At 61.9% G+C, this 23419-nt stretch carries 23 protein-coding genes; 20 read left to right on the top strand and 3 right to left on the bottom strand.

Going from position 1 to position 23419, the window contains the following annotated elements; all coding sequences use genetic code 11:
• Nucleotides 1-3 precede the first annotated feature (3 nt).
• The 7 genes from ACZ881_RS18380 to ACZ881_RS18350 all read left to right on the top strand — a co-directional run bounded on the left by ACZ881_RS18380 (nt 4) and on the right by ACZ881_RS18350 (nt 8224).
• Complete coding sequence (locus ACZ881_RS18380; RefSeq protein ID WP_476117532.1) at nt 4-864, top strand: carbon-nitrogen hydrolase family protein; 861 nt, start codon at nt 4-6, stop codon at nt 862-864.
• 58 nt (nt 865-922) lie between these two features.
• The gene (gene dapA / locus ACZ881_RS18375; RefSeq protein WP_476117531.1) at nt 923-1855 is read left to right on the top strand and encodes a 4-hydroxy-tetrahydrodipicolinate synthase; all 933 of its coding nucleotides are present in this window, start codon (nt 923-925) and stop codon (nt 1853-1855) included.
• A gap of 6 nt (nt 1856-1861) precedes the next feature.
• Nucleotides 1862-3553: a ribonuclease J gene (locus ACZ881_RS18370; protein ID WP_091466481.1), complete on the top strand. Its 1692-nt coding sequence runs from the start codon at nt 1862-1864 to the stop codon at nt 3551-3553.
• Nucleotides 3554-3628: 75 nt separating this feature from the next.
• Nucleotides 3629-6517, top strand: a complete 2889-nt coding sequence (locus ACZ881_RS18365) for an FtsK/SpoIIIE family DNA translocase (protein WP_476117530.1) — start codon at nt 3629-3631, stop codon at nt 6515-6517.
• A 23-nt stretch (nt 6518-6540) separates the two neighbouring features.
• Nucleotides 6541-7143: a CDP-diacylglycerol--glycerol-3-phosphate 3-phosphatidyltransferase gene (gene pgsA / locus ACZ881_RS18360; RefSeq protein WP_364305530.1), complete on the top strand. Its 603-nt coding sequence runs from the start codon at nt 6541-6543 to the stop codon at nt 7141-7143.
• A complete protein-coding gene (locus tag ACZ881_RS18355) occupies nt 7140-7652 on the top strand; it encodes a CinA family protein (RefSeq protein ID WP_476117529.1) in 513 nt (170 codons plus the stop codon). The genes pgsA and ACZ881_RS18355 overlap by 4 nt, the downstream gene beginning before the upstream one ends.
• Nucleotides 7653-7789: 137 nt before the next feature.
• Complete coding sequence (locus ACZ881_RS18350; RefSeq protein WP_014921288.1) at nt 7790-8224, top strand: helix-turn-helix domain-containing protein; 435 nt, start codon at nt 7790-7792, stop codon at nt 8222-8224.
• 89 nt (nt 8225-8313) lie between these two features.
• Here ACZ881_RS18350 and ACZ881_RS18345 read toward each other — a convergent pair whose 3' ends face one another.
• Nucleotides 8314-8853 carry a MarR family winged helix-turn-helix transcriptional regulator gene (locus tag ACZ881_RS18345; protein WP_476117528.1) on the bottom strand — a complete coding sequence of 180 codons (540 nt, stop codon included), beginning with the start codon at nt 8851-8853 and terminating at the stop codon, nt 8314-8316.
• Nucleotides 8854-8894: 41 nt separating this feature from the next.
• On the opposite strand from ACZ881_RS18345, the gene ACZ881_RS18340 reads away from it, so the two are divergent.
• The 6 genes from ACZ881_RS18340 to dapF all read left to right on the top strand — a co-directional run bounded on the left by ACZ881_RS18340 (nt 8895) and on the right by dapF (nt 14452).
• Nucleotides 8895-9119 (top strand): DUF3046 domain-containing protein, encoded by a 225-nt coding sequence (locus ACZ881_RS18340; RefSeq protein WP_091466489.1) that lies wholly within the window; start codon nt 8895-8897, stop codon nt 9117-9119.
• Nucleotides 9120-9378: 259 nt separating this feature from the next.
• On the top strand, nt 9379-10422 hold the full coding sequence (gene recA / locus ACZ881_RS18335) for a recombinase RecA (protein WP_011774305.1): 1044 nt from the start codon (nt 9379-9381) through the stop codon (nt 10420-10422).
• Nucleotides 10412-10954, top strand: coding sequence for a regulatory protein RecX (locus tag ACZ881_RS18330; RefSeq protein ID WP_476117527.1), 543 nt, complete (start codon nt 10412-10414; stop codon nt 10952-10954). Before recA ends, ACZ881_RS18330 begins: the two co-directional genes overlap by 11 nt.
• Nucleotides 10954-12483: a tRNA (N6-isopentenyl adenosine(37)-C2)-methylthiotransferase MiaB gene (gene miaB, locus ACZ881_RS18325; protein WP_476117526.1), complete on the top strand. Its 1530-nt coding sequence runs from the start codon at nt 10954-10956 to the stop codon at nt 12481-12483. Before ACZ881_RS18330 ends, miaB begins: the two co-directional genes overlap by 1 nt.
• A gap of 18 nt (nt 12484-12501) precedes the next feature.
• Entirely contained in the window at nt 12502-13437 is a 936-nt protein-coding gene (gene miaA / locus ACZ881_RS18320) for a tRNA (adenosine(37)-N6)-dimethylallyltransferase MiaA (protein ID WP_476117525.1), read from the top strand.
• 46 nt (nt 13438-13483) lie between these two features.
• Nucleotides 13484-14452, top strand: a complete 969-nt coding sequence (gene dapF / locus ACZ881_RS18315) for a diaminopimelate epimerase (protein ID WP_091466496.1) — start codon at nt 13484-13486, stop codon at nt 14450-14452.
• On the opposite strand, the gene ACZ881_RS18310 is transcribed toward dapF, so the two are convergent.
• A complete protein-coding gene (locus ACZ881_RS18310) occupies nt 14433-15047 on the bottom strand; it encodes a class I SAM-dependent methyltransferase (RefSeq protein ID WP_476117524.1) in 615 nt (204 codons plus the stop codon). The two genes, dapF and ACZ881_RS18310, sit on opposite strands and share 20 nt — an antisense overlap.
• Nucleotides 15048-15564: 517 nt before the next feature.
• Here ACZ881_RS18310 and hflX point away from each other — a divergent pair.
• Together hflX and ACZ881_RS18300 are read left to right on the top strand one after the other, a co-directional pair.
• On the top strand, nt 15565-17127 hold the full coding sequence (gene hflX / locus ACZ881_RS18305) for a GTPase HflX (protein ID WP_091466499.1): 1563 nt from the start codon (nt 15565-15567) through the stop codon (nt 17125-17127).
• Nucleotides 17120-19180 carry an ATP-dependent DNA helicase gene (locus ACZ881_RS18300; RefSeq protein WP_476117523.1) on the top strand — a complete coding sequence of 687 codons (2061 nt, stop codon included), beginning with the start codon at nt 17120-17122 and terminating at the stop codon, nt 19178-19180. The genes hflX and ACZ881_RS18300 overlap by 8 nt, the downstream gene beginning before the upstream one ends.
• A 5-nt stretch (nt 19181-19185) precedes the next feature.
• Here ACZ881_RS18300 and lexA read toward each other — a convergent pair whose 3' ends face one another.
• Nucleotides 19186-19929: a transcriptional repressor LexA gene (lexA, locus tag ACZ881_RS18295; RefSeq protein ID WP_026005367.1), complete on the bottom strand. Its 744-nt coding sequence runs from the start codon at nt 19927-19929 to the stop codon at nt 19186-19188.
• 348 nt (nt 19930-20277) lie between these two features.
• Here lexA and ACZ881_RS18290 point away from each other — a divergent pair, with 348 nt between their 5' ends.
• The 5 genes from ACZ881_RS18290 to ACZ881_RS18270 all read left to right on the top strand — a co-directional run bounded on the left by ACZ881_RS18290 (nt 20278) and on the right by ACZ881_RS18270 (nt 23406).
• Nucleotides 20278-20637, top strand: a complete 360-nt coding sequence (locus ACZ881_RS18290) for a LysM peptidoglycan-binding domain-containing protein (RefSeq protein WP_091466503.1) — start codon at nt 20278-20280, stop codon at nt 20635-20637.
• Between the two features lie 79 nt (nt 20638-20716).
• Nucleotides 20717-21835: a histidinol-phosphate transaminase gene (locus tag ACZ881_RS18285; protein ID WP_476117522.1), complete on the top strand. Its 1119-nt coding sequence runs from the start codon at nt 20717-20719 to the stop codon at nt 21833-21835.
• 45 nt (nt 21836-21880) lie between these two features.
• Nucleotides 21881-22507 (top strand): imidazoleglycerol-phosphate dehydratase HisB, encoded by a 627-nt coding sequence (gene hisB, locus ACZ881_RS18280; RefSeq protein WP_091466505.1) that lies wholly within the window; start codon nt 21881-21883, stop codon nt 22505-22507.
• The gene (gene hisH, locus ACZ881_RS18275; RefSeq protein ID WP_476117521.1) at nt 22504-23247 is read left to right on the top strand and encodes an imidazole glycerol phosphate synthase subunit HisH; all 744 of its coding nucleotides are present in this window, start codon (nt 22504-22506) and stop codon (nt 23245-23247) included. The genes hisB and hisH overlap by 4 nt, the downstream gene beginning before the upstream one ends.
• A gap of 21 nt (nt 23248-23268) precedes the next feature.
• Entirely contained in the window at nt 23269-23406 is a 138-nt protein-coding gene (locus ACZ881_RS18270; protein WP_162486097.1) for a hypothetical protein, read from the top strand.
• The last annotated feature ends 13 nt before the right edge of the window (nt 23407-23419 follow it).

Here is a 23419-nt window from a genome sequence, read left to right as displayed (position 1 = left end):
GGGGTGAGTAATCCACCGCAAACGGCCCAGCGTCCCGCCTCCCGCCCCCAGCCAGTTCAAGGAACGCCGACCTCGGACACGCTGCTGGTTGCTGTCGTGCAGTACGAAGCACTCCATGCTGAGTGCGTGGGGGAGGCCGTGGCCGTAAACGTGGCGGCCCATATTGAGCTCGTGGAGCGTGCCCATGCGGATGGAGCGCGCTTGGTGCTGTTTCCCGAGCTCTCGCTAACGGGATACGAACTGACTGCGCTTGCCGCGGCCGGCTCCCCAGGCCGTCCAAGTCCATGGCTGGCCGAACAGGATGCAAGGTTACGGCCACTTCAGGAAGCTTGCGCCCGAACCAAAACAACGGTCGTCGCCGGGGTTGCTTGGCGGGAGGCAGACTTCACGCCCCGATTGGCCTCGCTGGTTATCGGCCCGGACGGGACCATGCGGCCCGTCTTCAAGACTCATCTGCATGGAGCTGAGCGCGAGCTGTTCGTCCCCGGATCGGGACCCGGAATGGTCATGGTTGACGGGTGGAGGATCGCGCTCGCAATCTGCGCTGACGCGGCCCATCCCACTCACGCTGCGGCCGCGGCCGCGGCCGAGGCGGACGTTTATGCAGTTTCCGCCCTGTATACCCGTGGTGAGGAACTTCGTCTTGGACTTCATATGGGTGCCCGATCAATGGACCACAGGATGTTTGGGCTCCTGGCGAACCTGGGGGGAGAAACCCCGCTGGGCACATCGTGCGGGCTCAGCGGCACGTGGGGTCCGGATGGTGCGTCGGCTGTCCAAGTGAAAGGCGTCGGCACGGAGATTACTGCGGCAACGTTGGAGCGGTCCCGCCTTGACTGGTACAGGTCCACCACCGGTGAATGAGGACCATCACGCGGGGCCCATTCTTCCAACAAGCCTCTCACAGGGTAACGTTTTTCGTATGTCTGACTTGCGCGCCTCCGTTCCCGCCCTTGGTACCCTGCTGACCGCCATGGTCACCCCGTTCACTGAGGACGGCAAGGTGGACTATGACCAGGCTGCGGCGCTGGCGGAAAAGCTCGTTCAGGACGGTTGCGACGGACTCGTGGTCACCGGTACCACTGGAGAGACCTCAACCCTCACGGACGATGAGAACCTCGGCATGTTTCGGGCTGTCAAAGAGGCCGTTGGCGGCAAGGCCGCCATCATTGCCGGGACCGGCACCAACGACACCGCCCACTCCGTGCACCTCTCCCAGCGCGCGGCAGAACTGGGCGTCGATGGTCTCCTGATCGTCACCCCGTACTACAACAAGCCCAGCCAGGCAGGCGTTCGCGCGCACTTCGAGACGATTGCGTCGGCCACGGACCTGCCCGTTATGCTCTACGACATCCCGGGCCGTTCCTCCATTGCGATCGCTCCCGAGACCATGGTTGCGCTTGCGAAACACCAGAACATCGTGGCCGTCAAGGACGCCAAAGCGGACTTCGCTGCCGCAACGCGGGTCATGGCTGAGACGGACCTGCTCTTCTACTCCGGTGATGACGGATTGACGCTGCAGTGGATGGCGCTGGGCGCCGTCGGCCTGGTGGGCGTTACCACCCACGTCGCAACACGCCGCTTCCGTGAGCTTATCGACGCCGTCAACGCCAGCGACCTCACCAAGGCAAGGGCCATCAACTTTGAACTGGAACCCGTCATTCGCGCAACCATGACGCGGGTCCAAGGCGCTGTAGCCGCCAAGCAGATTCTCAAGTGGCAGGGAGTCCTGCCCAACTCGGTTGTCCGTTTGCCCCTCGTGGAGCCGGACGCGGCCGAGATCGAAATCATCCGCGGGGATTTGGCAGAAGCCGGAATGGACTTCGACGTCCAGGACGGTTCCGCCGGAAAGTAGCAAAACATGACCCAAACCGCCCTTCCCGGACTGGTTACTCCGCCGAAACTGCCGAAAGGCACGCTGCGGATTGTCCCGCTCGGTGGACTGGGAGAGATTGGCCGCAACATGGCGGTCTTCGAAATCGACGGCAAACTGCTGGTGGTTGACTGTGGCGTGCTCTTCCCCGAGGAGACCCAGCCCGGCGTTGACTTGATCCTGCCTGATTTCTCCTACATTGAGGACCGCCTGCAGGACATCGTCGGCGTCGTGTTGACCCACGGCCACGAGGACCACATTGGCGCTGTGCCCTACCTCCTGCGCCTTAAGGCTGACATTCCCCTGATCGGATCCCAGCTGACCCTGGCCCTGGTGGAAGCCAAGCTTCAGGAACACCGGATCAAGCCGTACACGCTGACCGTGACGGAGGGGCAGGTGGAGCAGTTCGGCCCCTTCGAGTGCGAGTTCGTTGCAGTCAACCATTCCATTCCGGATGCGTTGGCCGTCTTCATCCGCACAGAGGGTGGAAATGTCCTTCACACAGGCGACTTCAAGATGGATCAGCTGCCGCTTGACGGCCGTATCACGGACCTCCGGCACTTCGCCCGCTTGGGTGAAGAAGGCGTGGACCTGTTCATGGCAGACTCCACCAACGCGGACGTACCGGGCTTCACCACTGCCGAGAAGGAAATCGGCCCCACCTTGGATCGATTGTTCGGACAGGCCAGGAAGCGCATCATCGTGGCTTCCTTCTCGTCACACGTGCACCGCGTCCAGCAGGTTCTGGATGCGGCAGCCAAGCATGGCCGCAAGGTGGCATTCGTTGGCCGTTCCATGGTCCGCAACATGGCCATCGCAGCCAAGCTCGGGTACCTCGATGTCCCCGAAGGCATCCTGGTGGATATCAAGAACATCGATAACATGCCGGATGACCGCGTGGTCCTTATGTCCACCGGTTCGCAGGGTGAGCCTATGGCTGCACTTTCCCGCATGGCCAACGGTGACCACCGTGTGATCGTGGGCAAGGGCGATACCGTGATCCTTGCCTCCAGCCTCATCCCGGGCAACGAGAACGCCGTTTTCCGTATCATCAACGGCCTGCTCAAGCTCGGTGCCGATGTGATCCACAAGGGCACTGCAAAGGTCCACGTGTCCGGGCACGCAGCGGCCGGTGAACTGCTCTATTGCTACAACATCCTCGAGCCCCTGAACGCGATGCCCGTCCACGGCGAAACCCGCCATCTGATTGCCAATGGCAACATCGCGCTCGAATCGGGCGTTCCGTCCGAGGGCATCATCCTGAGCGACAACGGCACAGTTATCGACCTCAAGGACCACAAAGCGAATGTGGTCGGCCAGGTGGAAGTCGGTTTCGTCTACGTCGACGGTTCCAGCGTGGGCGAAATCACCGATGCCGACCTCAAGGATCGTCGCGTCCTGGGGGATGAGGGCTTCATTTCCGTCATTACGGTCATCAGCCGCACCACCGGCAAGATCGTGTCCGGCCCGGAGATCCACGCCCGTGGTGTGGCCGAGGATGACTCCGTCTTTGACGAGATCATTCCCAAGATCAACGCCGCGCTCGAAGAAGCTGTTCTTAACCACACTGATCACACCAACCACCAGTTGCAGCAGGTGGTCCGCAGGATTATCGGCACGTGGGTGAACCGCAAGCTTCGCCGCCGTCCCATGATCATCCCGGTAGTCCTGGAAGCGTAGCCAGCCAGCAACATGCATGCCCAAGGGGGCCTGAAATCCGCGGATTTCGGGCCCCCTTGGGGTAGCGTGGCACTTATGGCGACCCGTACTACCTCCACGCCACGAGGCAGCTCCAGCAGTAAGTCCGGCGGCACAGGCCGGAGCACAGCCGCATCCAAAACCAGCGGAGCTGCTTCGAAAAGCAGCGCAGCCGCGACCAAGAGCGGGCGTGGCAGCACTGCCCGTACCAAGCAAACGGCCGCCGTCGAGCCCCAGGCTCCTCTGCCGCTGCGGATGCTCTCAGGTTTCTGGCAGGGGATCGGCCATGTGGTAGGCGCCGGGGTCCGGCGAATCGGTTATGACGTCAGCGATCTCCACCCCGACGATCGCCGGGATGGTGCAGCCCTGTTCAATTTGGTGTTGGGCATCGCGATCGCCACCTTCGCCTGGTGGGGTCTGACCGGGTGGCTCCCGGACATGGTTTACAGCGTGGTCAACGGCACGTTCGGTTGGATGTCCCTGATCCTGCCCTTCATGCTGTTCGTCTGTGCTTTCCGGCTTTTCCGAAAGCCACAGGACGGCCGTGGGAACAACCGCGTGGGCATCGGCTTCATGATCATGACCCTGGCCGGTTCGGGCCTGGCCCACGTCATTGGTGGCCTCCCCACCGTTGCAGAAGGCTTCGACGGCCTGCGCAAGGCCGGTGGAATGCTGGGCTTCCTCGCAGCCGCACCTCTGGCCGCAATCCACGTGGCTGTCCCCGTAGTCCTCTATGGGCTTTTGGCGTTCGTGTCCGTGTTGATCGTCACGGCCACGCCGTTTGGTGCCATTCCGTCCCGGATCAGGGGTGCCTATGAACACCTTATGGGCGTTGACCTTATGGACGAGTCCGGCAAGGACGCCCACGACCGCAGCTACCTTTATGAAAACGACGCTGCCGCCAAGCCCGGGAAGAAGAAGCGTATGCGCTTCTTTGGCAAGGATGAGGAAACAGATACGAGCCTGGAGGGTTATGTCGGGGACGAAGCCTTCGAGCATGCAATAGTTGACGACGACGAAACTCCAGGTGCGTCCGCACCGCGCGTTCCGCCGGGTGTACGTCGTCCAACGCAGGCAGAGATCGCCGTCGGGAAGATCAAGGCCGCCCAAGGCCTGGGCGCCACGCCAGGGATCGAGAACCCCACCGAAGCCATTCCGATTCTTACTCCGGAGATGACCGAACCTGCGGCTCCCGTAGCCCAGGTTCCGGCGAAGCCTGCAGGGGCGCCCCTCCCACAGACGCCCATCCCGCAGCGCACGGAGCAACTGTCCCTGGCAGGCGATGTCACCTACACCCTGCCGGCATCGGACTACCTGACGCCCGGATCCATTCCGAAGGAGCGCACGGAAGCCAATGACGCCGTCGTCGCCGCACTGACGGACACCCTCACGCAGTTCAATGTCGAGGCAGCTGTGACGGGCTTCAGCCGCGGTCCCACTGTGACCCGCTATGAGATCGAGTTGTCTCCGGGCACCAAGGTGGAGCGCGTCACCGCCCTGTCCAAGAACATCTCTTACGCTGTGGCGTCCAGTGATGTCCGCATCCTGAGCCCGATTCCCGGCAAGTCCGCCATCGGCATCGAGATTCCCAACACAGACCGCGAGACCGTGTCGCTGGGCGATGTGCTGCGCAGCCAGAACGCACGCCGGACCGACCACCCGATGGTCATGGGTGTCGGCAAGGACGTTGAGGGTGGCTACGTGGTGGCCAACCTCGCCAAGATGCCCCACTTGCTCGTCGCCGGTGCCACCGGTGCTGGTAAGTCGAGCTTCGTGAACTCCATGATCACCTCCATCCTCATGCGCGCCACACCGGATGAAGTGCGCATGGTCATGGTGGACCCCAAACGCGTGGAACTCACGGCTTACGAGGGCGTGCCGCACCTCATTACGCCCATCATCACCAACCCCAAGAAGGCCGCCGAAGCCTTGCAATGGGTGGTTCGCGAGATGGATGCCCGCTACGACGACCTCGCAAACTACGGCTATAAGCACATCGACGACTTCAACAAAGCGGTCAGGGCAGGCAAGGTTGTCCCGCCGGTGGATTCCAAGCGTGTCATGAAGCCTTACCCGTACCTGCTGGTGATCGTTGACGAGCTCGCCGACCTCATGATGGTGGCCCCGCGGGATGTTGAAGACTCGATTGTCCGCATCACCCAGCTGGCACGTGCCGCCGGCATCCACCTTGTACTTGCAACGCAGCGCCCGTCCGTGGACGTTGTGACCGGTCTGATCAAGGCGAACGTCCCGTCCCGTATGGCGTTTGCTACGTCTTCCGTAACTGACTCCCGTGTTGTGCTGGACCAGCCTGGCGCTGAAAAGCTCATTGGACAGGGTGACGCCCTGTTCCTTCCGATGGGTGCTTCCAAGGCCATGCGTGTCCAAGGTGCCTGGGTTACCGAATCCGAGATCCATAAGGTCGTGGAGCACGTCAAGGGACAGCTGCAGGCCGTCTACCGCGACGACGTCGCTGCCGAGGCACCCAAGAAGCAGATCGACGACGACATTGGAGATGACCTCGAGGTCCTGCTCCAGGCAACAGAGCTTGTGGTGACCACGCAGTTCGGCTCAACGTCCATGCTCCAGCGAAAGCTTCGTGTGGGATTCGCCAAGGCCGGCCGCCTTATGGACCTCCTCGAGTCCCGTGGTGTTGTTGGTCCTTCGGAGGGCTCCAAGGCGCGCGACGTCCTGGTCAAGCCCGATGACCTCGCCGCGGTGCTTGCCGCGATGAAGGGCCAGGAGTCACCCGCGGCGCCCGACGCGCACACGGCAGCCCTGAGCGACAACGCGAACTCGAACATCGCCGTCGGAGGTTATGCCGAAGACCTTGTCCAGGCGGACCTGGACAACCGGACGCAGGCCATCGAATACTACGACGGCGCTGACGGCCCGACCGACGATGAAGAGGGCGGAGAGGACGCCTGGTCGCTCACGGGAAGGTAGCCCAAAGAAGGTAGCCTTGTGGGGTGACTACAGCCGAGGGTGATAACGCGACTTCCAACAGCTCCGACGTCTGGAACCTGCCCAACATCCTGACGATGCTCCGCATCGTTCTGGTTCCGTTCTTCGTATGGTTCCTTGTGGCCGACGACGGCGAGTACGGGATCTGGCGCTGGGCGGCTGTTGTCGCCTTCGCGGTGGCCATCTATACGGACAAGCTCGACGGCGACATCGCCAGGGCGCGTGGCCTGATCACCAACTTCGGCAAGATTGCCGATCCCATCGCCGACAAGCTGCTTATCGGTTCCGCGCTGGTTCTCCTATCCATCCTGGGAGAGTTGCCCTGGTGGGTCACCATCCTCATCCTGGTGCGGGAGTGGGGGATTACCGCTCTTCGGTTCGTCGTTATCAAGTACGGCGTCATGCCGGCTTCCCGCGGTGGCAAGCTGAAGACAGTAATTCAGACCGTGGCCATATTCCTCTACATCCTGCCGCTGAAGGCGATCGCTCCCTGGCTGGGCGACGTCGCCTTCTGGGTGATGATGGTGGCGCTGGCCATCACCTTGTGGACCGGCGTCGAATATGTCATCCAAGCGCTGAAGCTTCGCGCGGCCGGGCGGCGTGCATGACGCTGAATGACGGCGCTTCCGCCGCTGCGCAAACGGCGACGGCGGCAGTAGCTATTGCCATCGGTAACAAGCTCACTGTGGCTACAGCCGAGTCACTGACAGCCGGGATGGTGGCGGCAACGCTGGCCAACACAGCGGGAGCATCAGGGATGCTGCAAGGCGGCGTGATTGCCTACCAGAACTCAGTGAAGGCCGGTGTGCTGGGAGTTCCGCAGGAACTACTTGCGGACGTCGGCTCAGTGGACGGGCAGGTGGCCGAGGCAATGGCCGACGGCGCCCGGCGCGTCTGCGGCGCCGATCTCGGGATTTCCACCACGGGTGTGGCGGGACCCGAGCCGCACGACGGCAAAGCAGTAGGAACCGTGTTCATCGGAATAGCCGGCAGATCCGGAACCGAATCGTTTAAGTACAGTTTTTCGGGGGACAGGCAGTCCATCAGGGAGCAGGCCTGTGAGGCCGCCTTGGCGCGTCTGCTTGCTGCACTGAGTGACGTTGGTTACCGTTCGTAAAGTAGTCGGGAACAAAAACTGATTGCCAATAGTTGTGTCATTGTGTCGCTTCGGAAGAGCCGGGGCGCCTAGGATGTAAAAACCAACCCGGTCCGCCAGCCAGCGAACCGGATGAATGAGGGAGCAAGGCGATACAGATGGTAAAGCAGCCCGTATCCGTGAACGGCGTTGTCCGCTGGAAGGATGTGGGCTTGGCTGATCAGGCACAGAGCGAACAGAAGGAGCGCAAAATGGTTGTACTACGCCACGAGATCGGTGATGTACTGCGCGATGTCCGCCAGCGTCAGGGCCGTACCCTCCGCGAGGTTTCGCACAGCGCCCGCGTCTCACTTGGTTACTTGAGTGAAGTTGAACGCGGCCAGAAGGAGGCTTCTTCCGAGCTCCTGTCCTCTATCTGCACAGCCCTGGATGTTCCGTTGTCCCACATGCTTCGCGAAGTCAGCGACCGCGTGGCCGTCGCAGAAGGTGTTGCAGTTCCGGACACCGTTCCGCAGGAATTCTCCCAGCGTTACGGTCGCGATCTGGACCTCACGGATGATTTCCCGCAAGGAATGCTCTCCGGAGCCCGGTAAGCGTTCCAGCAAACCATGGAAAAGGTCCCCAGCCTCAGGCTGGGGACCTTTTTCGTTGAATTTGGGGTGTCAGTTGCGGAGGGTGCTGCTCAAACGGCTGCGGGCTTGTCCTCGACGTCGATCTCCGGTTCCTTCACGTTGAGCACGCCGTCCCCGTAAATGGCGTTGAGGCGGCCCATGTAGTCAGCAAGCGTCTGGACATCCTCGAGGGGCCATTCGCCGAGCCGTTCACGGAAGACCTGCCTGCGGGCATCTTGAACCTGGTGCATCTTCTCTTCGCCCTTTTCCGTCAAACGGATGGACTGCGCCCTGCCGTCCTGGGGATCGGCTTCCTTGTAGACGAGGCCGATGCTTTCCAGGAAGGCAATCTGGCGGCTCACGGAAGGCTTGCCCACTCCGATGCAGGTGGCGAGGTCGGTGAGTCGGATGGGACCTTCCCTGCGGATGACCGTGAGGAGCCCATAGGCGGCCGGTTCCATGTCCGGATGCACCTGGCGTGACAACTGATGCGAGATGGAACGGGCGCGCCGCCAGAGCAGGCTCAGCTGGTGTTCCACCTGCTGGAGGGCGTCGTCCGCGGCGTCGCCTGGCACGGCCGGACCTGGCGTGCTCTGGAGAGGATTGCTCATGGCAACCATTCTAGAGTCCGGCGCCATGAGAGACTCTATCCGTGAGGGCAAGTGACTTTTGGCGATTAATGGACGACGAATTCGGGGCAGGCTACTCCCGGGTCCTGGCCAACTCCCTGGTACTCGCCGGCGTTGGCGGGCGAACTGCCGTAGAGGCTTTGGCCTCCGGTCACCAGCCCCGCGAAGTCTGGTTGGCCGTGTGCGAGGTCCAGGACGTTCCCCCCGAACGCAGGCTGGGCAGGGACATCAAGCCGGCTTCCAACTGAACTCCGGCACGCGATGCGAACTGCCGTCCGAGGGGGGACACGCCGGAACATTGTTCGAATATCTGTTCGGATGGGGATATGCTCCTGTGAGAGGAAAATTGATCTCGAAAGACGCATTCCAGAGCTTCCGGCAGCCCGGGTTATCCACATAGCCGGTGCCGGCTACTAAAAATGTCAGAGCACCGTAATAGCGTCAGACATGACAGGAAAGCGGCCTTTCGGGCCACTCCACAGCGAGAAAGCATCAGAGGTGTGAACCATGGCGGCAACCCCGGATCGTGAAAAGGCGCTCGAAGCAGCGCTTGCCCAGATCGACAAGCAGTTCGGCAAAGGCTCCATCATGCGCCTGGGTGATGACACCCGCGCCCCGATTGAGGTCATTCCGACCGGCTCCATTGCATTGGATGTAGCCCTTGGCATTGGCGGCCTGCCCCGGGGGCGCGTGGTGGAAATCTATGGTCCGGAATCCTCGGGTAAGACCACCGTGGCCCTTCATGCTGTTGCCAACGCACAGCGCGCAGGTGGCATCGCAGCGTTCATTGACGCCGAGCATGCACTTGACCCGGACTACGCCGCCAAGCTTGGCGTGGACACGGATGCACTCTTGGTTTCCCAGCCGGACACCGGTGAGCAGGCATTGGAGATCATGGACATGCTGGTGGGCTCCGGCTCGCTGGACATCGTGGTCATTGACTCCGTAGCCGCCTTGGTACCCCGCGCCGAAATCGAAGGCGAAATGGGCGACTCCCACGTTGGCCTCCAGGCTCGACTCATGAGCCAGGCCCTGCGTAAGATCACGGGCCGCCTGAGTCAAACCAAGACCACCGCCATCTTCATCAACCAGTTGCGTGAAAAGATCGGTGTTTTCTTCGGATCCCCGGAAACAACCACCGGTGGTAAGGCCTTGAAGTTCTACGCCTCAGTGCGTATCGACGTTCGTCGCATCCAGACCCTCAAGGAAGGTGCTGACTCCGTCGGTAACCGCACCAAGGCAAAGATCGTCAAGAACAAGATGGCTCCGCCCTTCAAGATCGCCGAGTTCGACATCATCTACGGTCAGGGCATCTCCCGTGAGGGAGGCATCATTGACATGGGTGTGGAGCACGGCATCATCAAGAAGTCGGGCTCGTGGTTCACGTATGACGGCGATCAGCTGGGCCAGGGCATGGAGAACTCGCGTCGATTCCTGCGTGACAACCCTGAGCTCGCCCAGGAACTGGAGCGCCTCATCAAGGAAAAGCTTGGCGTGGGCGTTGTAAAAACTGAAGAAGATTCCCCGAAGCTGAAGGCCGTTGACGGCTAGGAGAGGGCCGGAGCCGGATTCTTCCGTTGCGGCCGATCCCGAACCTGATCCCGAATCCGTGGCGCGTGCCATCGTCCTGAGGCAGTTGACGATGGCGCCGCGGAGCCGGCTGCAACTGTCCCGGAAACTCGCTGAACGGAACGTTCCCGAGCACGTGGCGGAGGCAGTTCTGGACCGCTTCGAAGAAGTTCAGTTGATCGATGATGCTGAGTTCGCCAGGATGTGGGTCCGCAGCCGTTCGCAGAGCAAGAAGCTTGCCAAAGGCGCCATTCGTCGGGAACTGGCAGACAAAGGCATAGAGCTGGATACGGCAGAGGAAGCCCTGTCGCAACTCAGCGACCAGGACGAGGAATCGGCTGCCCGGGAGCTCGTTCAGCGCAAACTGCGGCCCAGCATGGATCTGTCAGATCGGGCCGAGCGGGACAAGTACACCCGCCGGCTTGCATCAATGTTGGCCCGCAAGGGGTACGCCCCCTCCATGGCGTTCAGGATCGTCGGTGAGGTGCTGGCAGAAGCCGGTACCCTTGAGTAGTGAGTTTGACCATTCCCTCCCCAACAGCTGCCGCCACTCCTTCTGCCGAGCCCAGGACCTATCAGGTTCGTACTTTCGGCTGCCAGATGAACGTCCATGATTCAGAGCGCATGGCGGGACTCCTCGAAGAAGCCGGTTATGTGGCCGCTGAAGGTGAAGTGGCCGACGTCGTGGTCTTCAATACATGCGCTGTGCGGGAGAACGCAGACAACAAACTCTATGGAAACCTTGGCCAGCTTCGGCAGGTCAAGGAAGCAAACCCCGGAATGCAGATTGCTGTTGGCGGCTGCCTGGCCCAGAAGGACCGGGAAACCATTGTGAAGAAGGCGCCGTGGGTGGACGCCGTGTTTGGAACGCACAACGTGGGAGCCCTCCCGGCCCTGCTGAACCGCGCCCGGCACAACAATGAGGCGCAACTCGAGATTCTCGAATCCTTGGATGTGTTCCCGTCAACGCTCCCCACCAAGCGTGACTCTGTGTATGCAGGTTGGGTGTCAATCTCCGTGGGTTGCAACAACACCTGCACGTTCTGCATCGTGCCCTCGCTTCGTGGCAAGGAGAAAGACCGGCGTCCCGGCGAAATTCTGGCGGAAATTCAGGCTCTCGTGGATGACGGTGCTGTGGAAGTCACGTTGCTTGGCCAGAACGTGAATTCCTACGGTGTGGAATTTGGTGATCGCCAGGCGTTCTCCAAACTCCTCCGCGCATGCGGTGAAATCGAAGGCCTGGAACGTGTTCGTTTCACCAGCCCCCACCCCGCAGCATTTACGGATGATGTCATTGACGCCATGGCCGAAACACACAACGCCATGCCCCAGTTGCATATGCCACTGCAGTCCGGCTCGGACAAGGTACTGAAAGACATGCGCCGTTCGTACCGTTCCAGCAAATTCCTGGGAATTCTGGACAAAGTGCGGGAACGCATCCCGCATGCTGCCATCACAACCGACATCATCGTCGGCTTCCCCGGTGAAACCGAGGAAGACTTCCAGGCGACCCTGGATGTCGTGGAGAAGTCGCGGTTTGCCTCCGCCTTCACGTTCCAGTACTCCAAGCGGCCCGGCACGCCGGCTGCAGACCTTCCAGAGCAGCTCCCCAAGGCCGTGGTGCAGGAGCGCTACGAACGCCTCACGGCGCTGCAGGACCGTATTGCCGCAGAAGAGAACGCCAAGCAGCTGGGGCGGAAAGTTGAAGTCCTGGTTACAGCGCAGTCAGGGCGGAAAGCCGGCGAAACACACCGGTTGTCCGGCCGTTCGAAGGACCAAAGGCTGGTGCACTTCTCCTTGCCGGCCGGAGCTGAGACCCCGCGGCCGGGTGACTTCGTCACCGTGACCATTACCGCGGCCGCTGCCTTCCATCTTGTAGCTGACCCGGCAACAACAGAGGATTACCTCTTGCGCCGCTCCCGTGCAGGCGATGCCTGGGATCGCTCGCAGGCTGATTCGTGCGGGGTCCCGGCTGCAGGATCGGCGTCGGGCAAGACGGGCGTGTTGTTGGGCATGCCGGCCTTGCCGGTTCGCCGCGCCTAGTCCGTGAGCCAGGACCGCATGTCGTTTGCCAGTTCGGAACCTCCTCAGCCTGTCATCGCCGTTGTTGGTCCCACGGGTTCCGGTAAGTCGGATCTGGGCGTCAACCTCGCTCTGGCCCTGAACGGCGAGGTGATCAACGCCGACGCCTTGCAGTTCTACCGTGGCATGGATATTGGTACTGCCAAGATCACAGTGGAAGAGCGCAGGGGTGTGCCACACCATTTACTGGACACCATGGACGTCACGCAGGAAGCCAGCGTGGCCGACTTCCAAAGTGAATGCCGCGCAGCCATCCATGACATCCATTCACGGGGAAAGCGCGCCATCCTTGTGGGCGGATCCGGGCTGTATGTGCGGGCGGCACTGGATGTGCTGGAATTCCCGGGTACTGATCCGGTGCTCCGCAGTCAGTTGGAAGAAGAATGCGAAACCAACGGGCTTGCGCCGTTGCGAGCCCGCCTCGAGGAAGTCGATCCCGTCTCGGCTGCCCGCCTTGGAGACGCACGACGCGTAATCCGGGCTTTGGAAGTGCACGGGCTCACTGGCCGCCCTTTCAGCTCATTCATGCCTCAGCGAGAGTATTTTCAGCCGGCACTCCAGATCGGCATGGAGGTTGATCGAGAGCAACTGCGGGAACGTCTGGCACTGAGGGTGCATCGGATGGTAGATGCAGGGCTCCAGCAGGAAGTCGAACGACTCGACGCCGTCGGTTTGAGGAGCGGCAAGACAGCTTCGCGCGCTTTGGGATACGCCCAATTCCTGAAGGTGCTGGACGGCGGGATGACTGCGGACGCCGCCGCCGAGGAAACCATCGTGGCAACCAGGCAGTTTGCGCGGCGCCAGCTGACATGGTTCCGGGCGGATCCACGAATCACTTGGCTGGACTGGCAGGATCCGGAGCTTGTGGCTAAGGCAGCCAATGTTGTCAATGCGGCCAGCGCGTCCACGACCTAACCGCTGCAATTTCTGGCCAAAGAGCCGTGGCAGGTAGCCTAGATCCATGGACGAAACCGCCGCAGTTCCCGCCCCGCAGCCCGCAACTGCCGGTGCTCCAGTGCCACTTTCCAGCCTCGCCGGCCTGGAGTTCTCCAAAGGTCACGGAACGGGCAATGATTTTGTCCTCATCGCTGATCCCGGTGACGCCCACGAGATCACGGCCGAGCAGGTCGCGCAGTTGTGCGACCGCCATGTGGGCATCGGGGGTGACGGCCTCATCCGGGCAGTTCCTTCCCGTTTTCTCCCGGAAGGTCGTGTCGCCCTTGAGCAGGATCCCGAAGCCGAGTGGTTCATGGATTATCGCAACGGAGATGGTTCGCTCTCCGAAATGTGCGGCAATGGCGTACGCGTTTTCGTCCATTTCCTGATTGCGGAGAACCTGGTGAACCTGGGGCCCGGTCAGACGCTCACCATCGGCACTCGTGGCGGCGTAAAGAAGGTTGTAAGGACAGTCAACGGTTATGCCGTGGATATGGGCCCATGGGAGTTCATCTTCCCCCAAGAGGCCACCAGCAAGGCCATGGATGCGCTGGTAAGCGCTGACGGCCTGGAAGTGGCAAGGCCCGGTCTGTCAGTCAGTATGGGCAACCCCCACACGGTAGTTGCCCTCGCTGAACTCAGCGAGCTTTCAGCCACACAATTGTTCAAGCCCCCCGTGGTGGATCCCAAGCCCGCAAACGGAACCAATGTTGAGTTCGTGGTTCCCGCCGAGCCCCTGGTGGAGGACGGCGTAGGAACCATCACCATGCGCGTCCACGAGCGCGGCGTGGGGGAGACGCAATCCTGCGGCACAGGCGCGTGCGCCGCCGCCGTCGCGATTCGTCACTGGGCGGGTGATACGGCTCCCAACGACTGGCACGTGAAGGTACCGGGCGGCGTCGTAGGTGTGAAGTTCTTCCCTGGTGCGGGAGGCCGCGAGCATGTTGAACTTAGTGGCCCAGCCGTCATCGTGGCTACTGGGACGCTTTCCTGATACGGATGATCCTGAACGTCTTGGATGTGCTCTCACGGGAGACTGTGTAGGAGCTGTCCAGCTCGGTGGCCAGCCACCGCTGGAGGGAATCGGAGCCCAGGTTCTTCTGGACAACCAACCAGGCGTTACCGCCCGGTGCCAGCCGGGGCAGCCACGTCAGCAGCAGGGCATGCAATTCGTCTTTTCCGATGCGGATGGGCGGGTTGGACCAGATGGTGTCGAACTCGACGGCGGGATCTACCTCGTGCGGGAGGCTGGCAGTGACGTTGGTGAGGCCGAGCGCCGCCGCATTCTCGTTGGTCAGCGTGATGCAACGCTCATTCACATCCACCGCATGGACCTTGGCATGTGGCGCCATCAGACCCAAGGTGAGGGCAATCGGACCCCAGCCGCAGCCGATGTCCAGCAGGTGACCCTTCGGTGACGGCGGCGGAACCTCGGAAAAAAGTACTGCCGTGCCTTTGTCCACGCCGTCGGGACTGAAGATTCCCGACGAGGTCTGCAGCTGGCGCGTGGCTCCTGCGAGTTCCACCGTGAGTGGCTTGCGGGTGAACGGTCCGGCCGGTTGGGCAGTGAAATAGTGTGCAGACTCCATAATTTGCCAGATTAGTTGGCTATCGTCGGCTTGGGAAACCGCCTCCTTCCGCAGCAGGTTTGACAATGGCTGCTAAAGTGGAACGCATGTTCTTGATCTTCGAGTAATCAGCCCACAGACACCGGAGTCATCCGGCGTTTGACGGTACCGCCCGCGACGCAGGCCCGCTTGGCATTTCAGCCCGGCCGGCCTTTCCGCCCGGCAGGTCCCACTGGCTCAGTCCGGCAACTCCAGTATTTGGCGCCGGGCGCTCTGAAGATTCCGCCCCGCACCCTAGTGGACAGCTGTATCCATCCGGCTAAACGCGTAGGGCAGGCAGAGCATCCTCACGTTGGCCAGAGGACCCTCCCCGGGGAGTCATTCACGCCACATTCCAGCAGCCCCTGCCTCCGAAAGGCACCGACTGCCCAGTACACAGGAGGCCCATTTGGCCGATGTCCGTCAGCCCAGCGCGAATAGCGCCCCATCGAGCACGAAACCGCACTATTCTGGAATTGCCGAACAGTCTAAGGAGACCATGACCACCCAGAAGCACTCCGGATCCGATTCCGACGCCCAGGACATGAGTCCTGAACAAATCCAGGCCGTCATCGACCGGATTCTTTCCAAGGATGTACCTGCGCAGGCATCCGACGACAACGACGCCAACGGTGTGTTCGGCAAGGCGCAGGCGATTTCCACGCTGGACCGTGAACACAGTATCTACGACGGCGACCAGGAAGATTTGGCTGAACGCCGTGCCCTTCGCCGTACCGCAGGACTGTCAACCGAACTTGAAGACGTCACTGAGGTCGAATACCGACAGTTGCGCCTGGAACGCGTTGTGCTGGCCGGTCTGTGGACTGAGGGGACTCTCGCGGACGCTGAGAACTCCCTCCGCGAGCTGGCGGCACTTGCAGAGACGGCCGGATCCGAGGTGTTGGACGGTTTGGTTCAGCGCCGGCAGAAGCCGGACCCCGGGACCTTCCTTGGTTCCGGTAAGGCCCAGGAGCTCAAGGACATCGTCGCTGCCACGGGCGCAGATACTGTGGTTGTGGACACTGAGCTCGCGCCCTCGCAGCGACGCGGCCTCGAGGACATTGTGAAAGTCAAGGTAGTTGACCGCACCACGCTGATCCTGGATATCTTTGCCCAGCACGCAAAGAGCCGCGAAGGCAAGGCGCAGGTGGAGCTCGCACAGCTCGAGTACCTGCTCCCGAGGCTTCGCGGTTGGGGCGACTCCATGTCCCGCCAGGCCGGTGGCCAGGTGGGTGGAGCAGGCGCTGGAATGGGTTCGCGTGGTCCTGGTGAAACCAAGATCGAACTTGATAGGCGCCGAATCCGCACCCGCATGGCCAAGTTGCGTCGCGAAATCGCCGCGATGAAGCCTGCGCGTGAGACCAAGCGTGCCAACCGCCGTCGTAATGCGGTTCCGTCAGTTGCCATCGCCGGGTACACGAACGCTGGGAAGTCGTCCCTGCTCAACCGCCTTACTGACGCAGGTGTCCTGGTGGAGAACGCCCTGTTCGCCACCCTGGATCCCACAGTCCGTAAGGCGCAAACCCCGGACGGCATCGGCTATACCCTCGCAGACACCGTTGGGTTCGTTCGTTCACTCCCAACCCAGCTCATTGAGGCTTTCCGCTCCACGCTGGAGGAAGTTGCGGATGCGGACTTGATCCTCCATGTGGTGGATGCATCGCACCCCGATCCTGAGGGACAGATTGCAGCGGTAAGGGCCGTTTTCACCGAGGTTGATGCCCGCAAGGTTCCCGAGATCATCGTCCTCAACAAGGTGGACGTCGCGGATCCCTTCGTGGTGGAGCGCCTCAAGCAGAAAGAGCCCCGCCATGCTGTTGTGTCCACCCGCACGGGCCAGGGCATCGCGGAGCTGCTGGAAGACATCAGCCGGTCCATTCCCCGGCCCGGCGTGCGCCTTGAACTGCTCATTCCCTACGACCGCGGGGAAATGATCAGCAAATTGCACAGTTCCGACTCGGAAATCCTCAGCACTGAGCACGAGGAGAACGGGACCCGGGTAGTTGTCATGGTGCGCGAAGGCCTGGCCGCTGAACTGGAGTCATTCGTCAGTAATGGTTGAGAAGGTGGCGGCGGACGCCGTCGAATCGGTGGGGGAGAAGACCACCCTCGAACTGTTGGATCGGGCTGTTGCCGGCATGGGCGGACAAAGCCGTGCCGGCCAGCACGAAATGGCCAAGCATGTCACCCGGGCCATCGAGACCGGGGAGCACCTGCTGGTCCAGGCGGGAACGGGAACAGGTAAGTCGTTGGCTTACCTGATTCCGTTGATCGCCCATTCCATGGACAGCGATAAACCGACTCTCGTGTCCACCGCCACCCTGGCACTCCAAACCCAAATCGTTGGGCGGGACCTTCCCAGGCTGCTGGAGACCATCAACCCTGCCCTTGAGCGCCCGGTCAATGTGGCGCTCGTCAAGGGCAGGGCAAATTATGTGTGCCTGCAGAAGCTCGAAGGCGGGTTCCCCAGCGAAGAGCCCTCCGAAGGGCAGCTGTTCTCCCTCGGCGAGGACACCAGCGTGCCCCACTTTGCTGCTTCCATGGGCGGTCCGCAATCACAGCTGGGTAAGGAAGTAGTCCGTCTTCGGGAATGGGCTGAGAAGACCGCTACCGGAGACCGCGATGAACTCATGCCGGGAGTCACCGACAGGGCCTGGCGTCAGGTATCCGTGACGTCCATGGAGTGCCTGGGTGCCCAGAAGTGCCCCGTAGCAGAAGAGTGCTTCAGCGAGCTGGCACGCTCACGGGCGGGTGAAGCCGACGTCGTGGTCACCAACCACGCAATGCTGGCCGTCAGTGCTTTTGAAGGCCTGGCCGTGCTGCCTGAGTACGACGTCGTGGTGGTTGACGAGGCGCACGAACTTCAGGACCGCGTGACCGGTGCTGTTTCAGGCCAGTTGTCGGTGGCCATGGTTCACGCGGCGGCATCAAGTGCACGCAAACACACGGCCATTGCAGTGGACGCGCTCAACGCGGCCGCGGAGCGATTGGATATGGCCATCGCCGGGGTGCCCAACGGGCTGTTGCCCAACGGACTCAACGACGAACAGCTGGATTGCCTGGACCAGTTAAGGGACGCCGCCCGCGCTGCGCTCTCGGATTCGAAGACAGATTCATCAAACGCAGTCGACGGCGGACGGCAGCTGGCGCGTTCACGGCTCATGCTGATCCTGGAATTGTGCGAACGCATGCTGGCCGCCAGGGAGAACCGCGAAGTTGTATGGTTCTCCAGGAACAGCACGTTCGACCCGCAGCAGGGCTATTCCCAACCGGACGAGACTGCTCCCGCCTTGATCAACATCGCCCCGCTCAGCGTTGCCGGACGGCTTCGCGAAGGTCTCTTCGCCGGCCACACGGTGGTGCTGACCTCCGCCACGCTGGCCATCGGCTCGGCTTTCGAACCGGCAGCAGGTGGCCTCGGCCTCATCGGCGACGGCGCCCCGAGCTGGACCGGGATCGATGTGGGTTCGCCCTTTGATTATCCCAAACAGGGTGTCCTGTACGTGGCCAAGCACCTCCCAAAACCCGGTCGTGGTACGTCCCCCGAGGCGCTCGACGAATTGGAAGACCTCATTCGCGCGTCCGGCGGGGGAGCCCTGTGCCTGTTCTCCTCACGGCGTGCGGCCGAAGAAGCAGCCGATGCCATGCGGCACCGATTGGACGTGGATATCCTCTGCCAAGGCGAATCCACTATGGCGGCCCTCGTAAAGCAATTCGCGGATGAGCCAGACACCTGTCTCTTCGGAACCATGTCACTGTGGCAGGGCGTAGACGTTCCGGGTGGCTCATGCCGCTTGGTTGTCATTGACCGCATTCCCTTCCCGCGGCCTGATGATCCCCTGATGACTGCGCGCTCCCGGGCAGTGGCGCAATCAGGTGGGAATGGCTTCATGGCCGTATCGGCTACGCATGCTGCCATTCGACTGGCTCAGGGTGCTGGCCGCCTGATCCGTTCGACAGGAGACAAAGGAGTAGTTGCGGTGCTCGACTCGCGGCTCTCGACGGAACGCTATGGAGGCTTCCTGCGGGCCGCCCTGCCGCCGTTCTGGGCAACGACGGACCGGGCAGTGGTCCGTGGCGTTCTGGAGCGGCTGGGCTCGGCTAAAGCCTCGTAGGTCGCCTAGAGGGACCGCAGTACCGAAACTACCTTGCCCATGATGGTGGCTTGATCGCCCAGGATGGGTTCGTACTGGGTGTTCTGCGGGAGCAGCCACGTATGGCCATCCCGCTGGCGGAAAGTCTTTACGGTTGCTTCGTCATCCAGCAGGGCAGCAACGATGTCGCCGTTGATGGCGTCATTCTGGCGGCGGACCACAACCCAATCACCGTCACAGATGGCGGCGTCAATCATGGAATCGCCGGCCACCTTCAACATGAACAGTTCGCCATGCCCAACGAGTTGGCGGGGGAGCGCAAGCACGTCTTCCACCGTCTGGTCAGCCAGGATCGGTCCGCCGGCGGCGATCCGGCCCACCAGCGGGACCATGGCGGTATCACTGGCACTGGCCAGCTCCGTTACGGCAAGGCCGCCCGCGCTGCGAAGGGTGGTGGGCGCTTCCACGCCCGGAATGGTGCCACCATCGAGCGTCAGCGGCATCAGGACTTCCATGGCGCGGGGCCGCTTGGGGTCCCTGCGCAGGTAGCCAAGTTTCTCCAATTGGGACAACTGGTGAGTAACGCTGGACAAACTGGCCAGTCCCACGGTGTCACCGATCTCTCGCATGCTGGGCGGGTAACCGTTGTCATTGACCGACCGCTGGATGGTCTCCAGGATCTTTTTCTGCCGCACAGTCAGGCTCTTGGGACTCTTTTGAGGCTGCTGGCTCCGCAGGGGTGCCCCGCCGCCTGTGGCTTTCGCTGCCATGTTCGCCAATGCCTTTCCATTCCGCCCGAAGCGAGCCCGGGGTCGTTGGGTCTGCAAAAAATGTCAGACCCTCCTGTTCCACTGAAACAGTGCTGTTTCTTCACTCAAACGTAGGGCAGGCACAGGCGTTTATCAAACATTTGTTCTAGCGAGTCTCGACACCGTTCGTTGATAAGTGCTAAAAATGTCATAGCAAGGTTCGAATATGTGTTCTATAAACCTGATGCTGAAGCCGGATGTTCGAACAGAGTGTTCGAACATCCGGGATCAGAGGACGGGAACGCAAAGAATTGGCCGCCAGGCTCCGGGCACCCCGGAAACCGGCACTAGCTCAGAAGGGCTCAGCTCATGTCCGCAGTCACTACGTTCGCTGATTTCCGCACCACTCAGGCACCCGCTCGCCTGCGTCTCACCCGGCGGGGACGGATTGTCTTCTTCGGCATCCCGGCAATGCTGTTGGTGGCGGCGCTGCTGACCCTTGCCGGTTTCATCAACTCCCCGGCCAAGGCGTCGGACTCCCAGTCCCAATTGCGACCGCCCGTTGCAGTCACTGTCACGGTCCAGCCGGGCCAATCACTGTGGGGCATTGCCGGCGCGGCCGCTCCGGAGCGGGACCCGCGTGATGTCATCGCGGAGATCATCCAGCTGAACGACCTCCGCGGCGGCCGCATTCTGCCCGGCCAGCAGCTGTTCGTCCCTGCAAACTAAAGTCGTCCACCATCCGCGGGAACCGATCGCCCGGCGTCACAGTTAGTCGGCAGTCCGGGCCGCCCCTTAAACTGTGATGGTGAGTGACCAGCTTGAGCGACTTGACAGACTTCCCCTCCGGACCAACCTGCGTGGACTGAGCCCCTATGGCGCACCGCAGCTTGACGTCCCCATCCTGCTCAACGTCAACGAAAACACCCATGGCGTCCCCGCGGATGTCCAGGCCGCCATCACCGAGGCTGTCGCCGCTGCGGCCACAGGACTGAACCGCTATCCGGACCGTGAGTTCACTGAACTACGGGAAGCCCTCGCGGAGTACCTTGGCCACGAACTTTCTCCGGACAACATCTGGGCCGCCAACGGATCCAATGAAGTCCTGCAGCAAATCCTCCAGGCATTTGGTGGACCGGGACGCAAAGCGCTCGGTTTTCCGCCCACGTACTCCATGTACCCCCTTCTGGCGAGTGGCACTGACACGGAGTATGTCCGCGGAGTGCGTGCTGACGACTACGGGCTGGACGCCGAATCGGCCGCCGCGCAGGTTCGGGAAACAGGCGCCAACATCGTGTTCCTGTGCTCACCGAACAACCCAACCGGTACAGGGTTGGGCTTGGACGTTGTCGAGGCCGTCTACGAGGCCGGCGAAGCGAGCCAAGCCATCGTGATCGTGGACGAGGCGTATCACGAGTTCGCGCACGACAATACTCCGAGCGCCTTGACGCTGTTGCCAGGACGCGAGCGGTTGATCGTCTCGCGCACCATGAGCAAAGCGTTCGCCCTTGCTGGTGCCCGGCTCGGCTACATGGCGGCAGCCCCGGAAGTCACAGACGCCATCAGGCTGGTCCGCCTTCCTTACCACCTGTCTGCCGTCACGCAGGCAACGGCGCTGGCTGCACTCAACCACCGCGAAGCCCTGATGGCCGACGTCGAGGACATCAAGGTACAACGCGACCGGATTGTGACTGAGCTGCTTCGCATGGGCCTCAAGCCCGCGGCCTCCGACTCCAACTACGTCTTCTTTGGCGGCCTCGAGGAGCCACACAAGATTTGGCAGGGCCTGCTCGATGCCGGTGTGCTGATTCGCGACGTCGGCATCCCTGGGCACTTGCGTGTCACCGCCGGAACCGAACCGGAAACCACCGCCTTCCTTGAGGCCTTGGAAGCACTGCTGGACGGCACGGCGCCGCAGCGCGCCTAAACTTGTTCTAGACCCAACCCACCCTCCGTGTATAAGGACGTCCCAATGAGCGAAACCGGCACCACGCCGACCGCTGCCCGCACCGCGCGCATGGAGCGCACCACCAGCGAGTCTTCAGTTCTGGTGGAGATCAACCTGGACGGTTCCGGTGTCTCGGACATCAGTACCTCGGTTCCGTTCTACGACCACATGCTGACGGCACTGTGCAAGCACTCCCTGATCGACATGACGGTGAAGGCCACGGGCGACACCCACATCGACGCGCACCACACCGTGGAAGACGTGGCCATCACTTTTGGCGAGGTCCTGCGGACGGCATTGGGCAACAAGGCCGGCATCCGTCGCTTCGGCGAAGCAACTGTTCCTTTGGACGAAGCGCTGGCGCACGCTGTCGTGGATGTTTCCGGGCGTCCTTACCTGGTGCACGGTGGTGAGCCGGCCGGGCAGGAGTACCACCTGATTGGTGGACACTTCACGGGCTCGTTGACACGCCACGTATTTGAAGCCATCACACTGCACGCCGGGATCTGCCTGCACATGAATGTCCTGGCCGGCCGGGACCCGCACCACATCGTCGAGGCCCAGTTCAAGGCCTTTGCACGCGCGCTTCGCGCAGCCGTGGAATCCGATCCCCGTGTGGAGGGCATCCCGTCCACCAAGGGCGCACTGTGAGCGGCCAGGTTCTGAAGAACGGAGCGGTGGCTGACGCCACTGCATCGGTGAAGCCGGAGTCGCCCGAAGGCAAGCCCACTGTCACTGTGCTGGACTATGGATCGGGCAACGTACGGTCCGCCGTCCGTGCCCTTGAGCGCGCCGGAGCCCACGTGGTTCTGAGCTCCAAGCCTGAGGACGTTCTCAACGCTGACGGCCTGGTGGTGCCCGGCGTGGGTGCCTACGAGACGGTGATGAAGGAACTTAAGTCCGTCGATGCCATTCGCATGATTGGACGCCGGGTTGCTGGTGGCCGCCCTGTGCTGGCCATCTGCGTCGGCTTGCAGGTCCTCTTCGAAGCCGGCGTAGAGCACGGCACCGAATCCGAGGGTATGGCCGAGTGGCCGGGCAAGGTTGAACTCCTTCCCGCTCCTGTAGTGCCGCACATGGGCTGGAACACCGTGGACGTACCTGAGGGCTCCAAGCTGTTCGCCGGCGTCGAACAGGAACGCTTCTACTTTGTGCACTCCTACGGTGTCCAGGAGTGGAACTTCGACGTCGTTCAGCCCCGTATGGCTCCTCCCATGGTCACGTGGTCCGAGCACGGTGCACGCTTTATTGCTGCCGTCGAGAACGGCCCGCTCTGCGCTACCCAGTTCCACCCGGAGAAGTCAGGCGATGCCGGAGCCCGGCTCTTGCGAAATTGGGTGGACAGCCTCCGTAAGCCTGCTCCGGAAGCATCCGGAAGCGGTGCCGCCTAGATGTGGTGGTCGGTAATACTGATGGGCCTTGCCGGCCTGCTGGTGGGTGGAGGTATCTCCTTCCATCAGCAGAAAAAGCCCCGGTGGGTTTCCATTTCTTTCTACGTGCTGGCCGGGATGTCCCTGTTGGCCGCCTATCTTTTGACGCTGGGTAACTAAAACAGTCGCTCAA

This window comes from Paenarthrobacter sp. TE3676 (assembly GCF_056279165.1).
This window is presented reverse-complemented; position numbering and strand designations above follow the sequence as displayed.

Excerpts from the sequence above, each read along its gene's own strand:
- dapA (WP_476117531.1), top strand. The coding sequence starts at position 923 with ATGTCTGACTTGCGCGCCTCCGTTCCCGCCCTTGGTACCCTGCTGACC.
- ACZ881_RS18370 (WP_091466481.1), top strand. The coding sequence starts at position 1,862 with ATGACCCAAACCGCCCTTCCCGGACTGGTTACTCCGCCGAAACTGCCG.
- ACZ881_RS18365 (WP_476117530.1), top strand. The coding sequence starts at position 3,629 with ATGGCGACCCGTACTACCTCCACGCCACGAGGCAGCTCCAGCAGTAAG.
- ACZ881_RS18355 (WP_476117529.1), top strand. The coding sequence starts at position 7,140 with ATGACGCTGAATGACGGCGCTTCCGCCGCTGCGCAAACGGCGACGGCG.
- ACZ881_RS18350 (WP_014921288.1), top strand. The coding sequence starts at position 7,790 with ATGGTAAAGCAGCCCGTATCCGTGAACGGCGTTGTCCGCTGGAAGGAT.
- ACZ881_RS18345 (WP_476117528.1), bottom strand. The coding sequence starts at position 8,853 with ATGAGCAATCCTCTCCAGAGCACGCCAGGTCCGGCCGTGCCAGGCGAC.
- recA (WP_011774305.1), top strand. The coding sequence starts at position 9,379 with ATGGCGGCAACCCCGGATCGTGAAAAGGCGCTCGAAGCAGCGCTTGCC.
- miaA (WP_476117525.1), top strand. The coding sequence starts at position 12,502 with ATGTCGTTTGCCAGTTCGGAACCTCCTCAGCCTGTCATCGCCGTTGTT.
- dapF (WP_091466496.1), top strand. The coding sequence starts at position 13,484 with ATGGACGAAACCGCCGCAGTTCCCGCCCCGCAGCCCGCAACTGCCGGT.
- ACZ881_RS18310 (WP_476117524.1), bottom strand. The coding sequence starts at position 15,047 with ATGGAGTCTGCACACTATTTCACTGCCCAACCGGCCGGACCGTTCACC.
- hflX (WP_091466499.1), top strand. The coding sequence starts at position 15,565 with ATGACCACCCAGAAGCACTCCGGATCCGATTCCGACGCCCAGGACATG.
- ACZ881_RS18300 (WP_476117523.1), top strand. The coding sequence starts at position 17,120 with ATGGTTGAGAAGGTGGCGGCGGACGCCGTCGAATCGGTGGGGGAGAAG.
- lexA (WP_026005367.1), bottom strand. The coding sequence starts at position 19,929 with ATGGCAGCGAAAGCCACAGGCGGCGGGGCACCCCTGCGGAGCCAGCAG.
- ACZ881_RS18290 (WP_091466503.1), top strand. The coding sequence starts at position 20,278 with ATGTCCGCAGTCACTACGTTCGCTGATTTCCGCACCACTCAGGCACCC.
- hisB (WP_091466505.1), top strand. The coding sequence starts at position 21,881 with ATGAGCGAAACCGGCACCACGCCGACCGCTGCCCGCACCGCGCGCATG.
- ACZ881_RS18270 (WP_162486097.1), top strand. The coding sequence starts at position 23,269 with ATGGGCCTTGCCGGCCTGCTGGTGGGTGGAGGTATCTCCTTCCATCAG.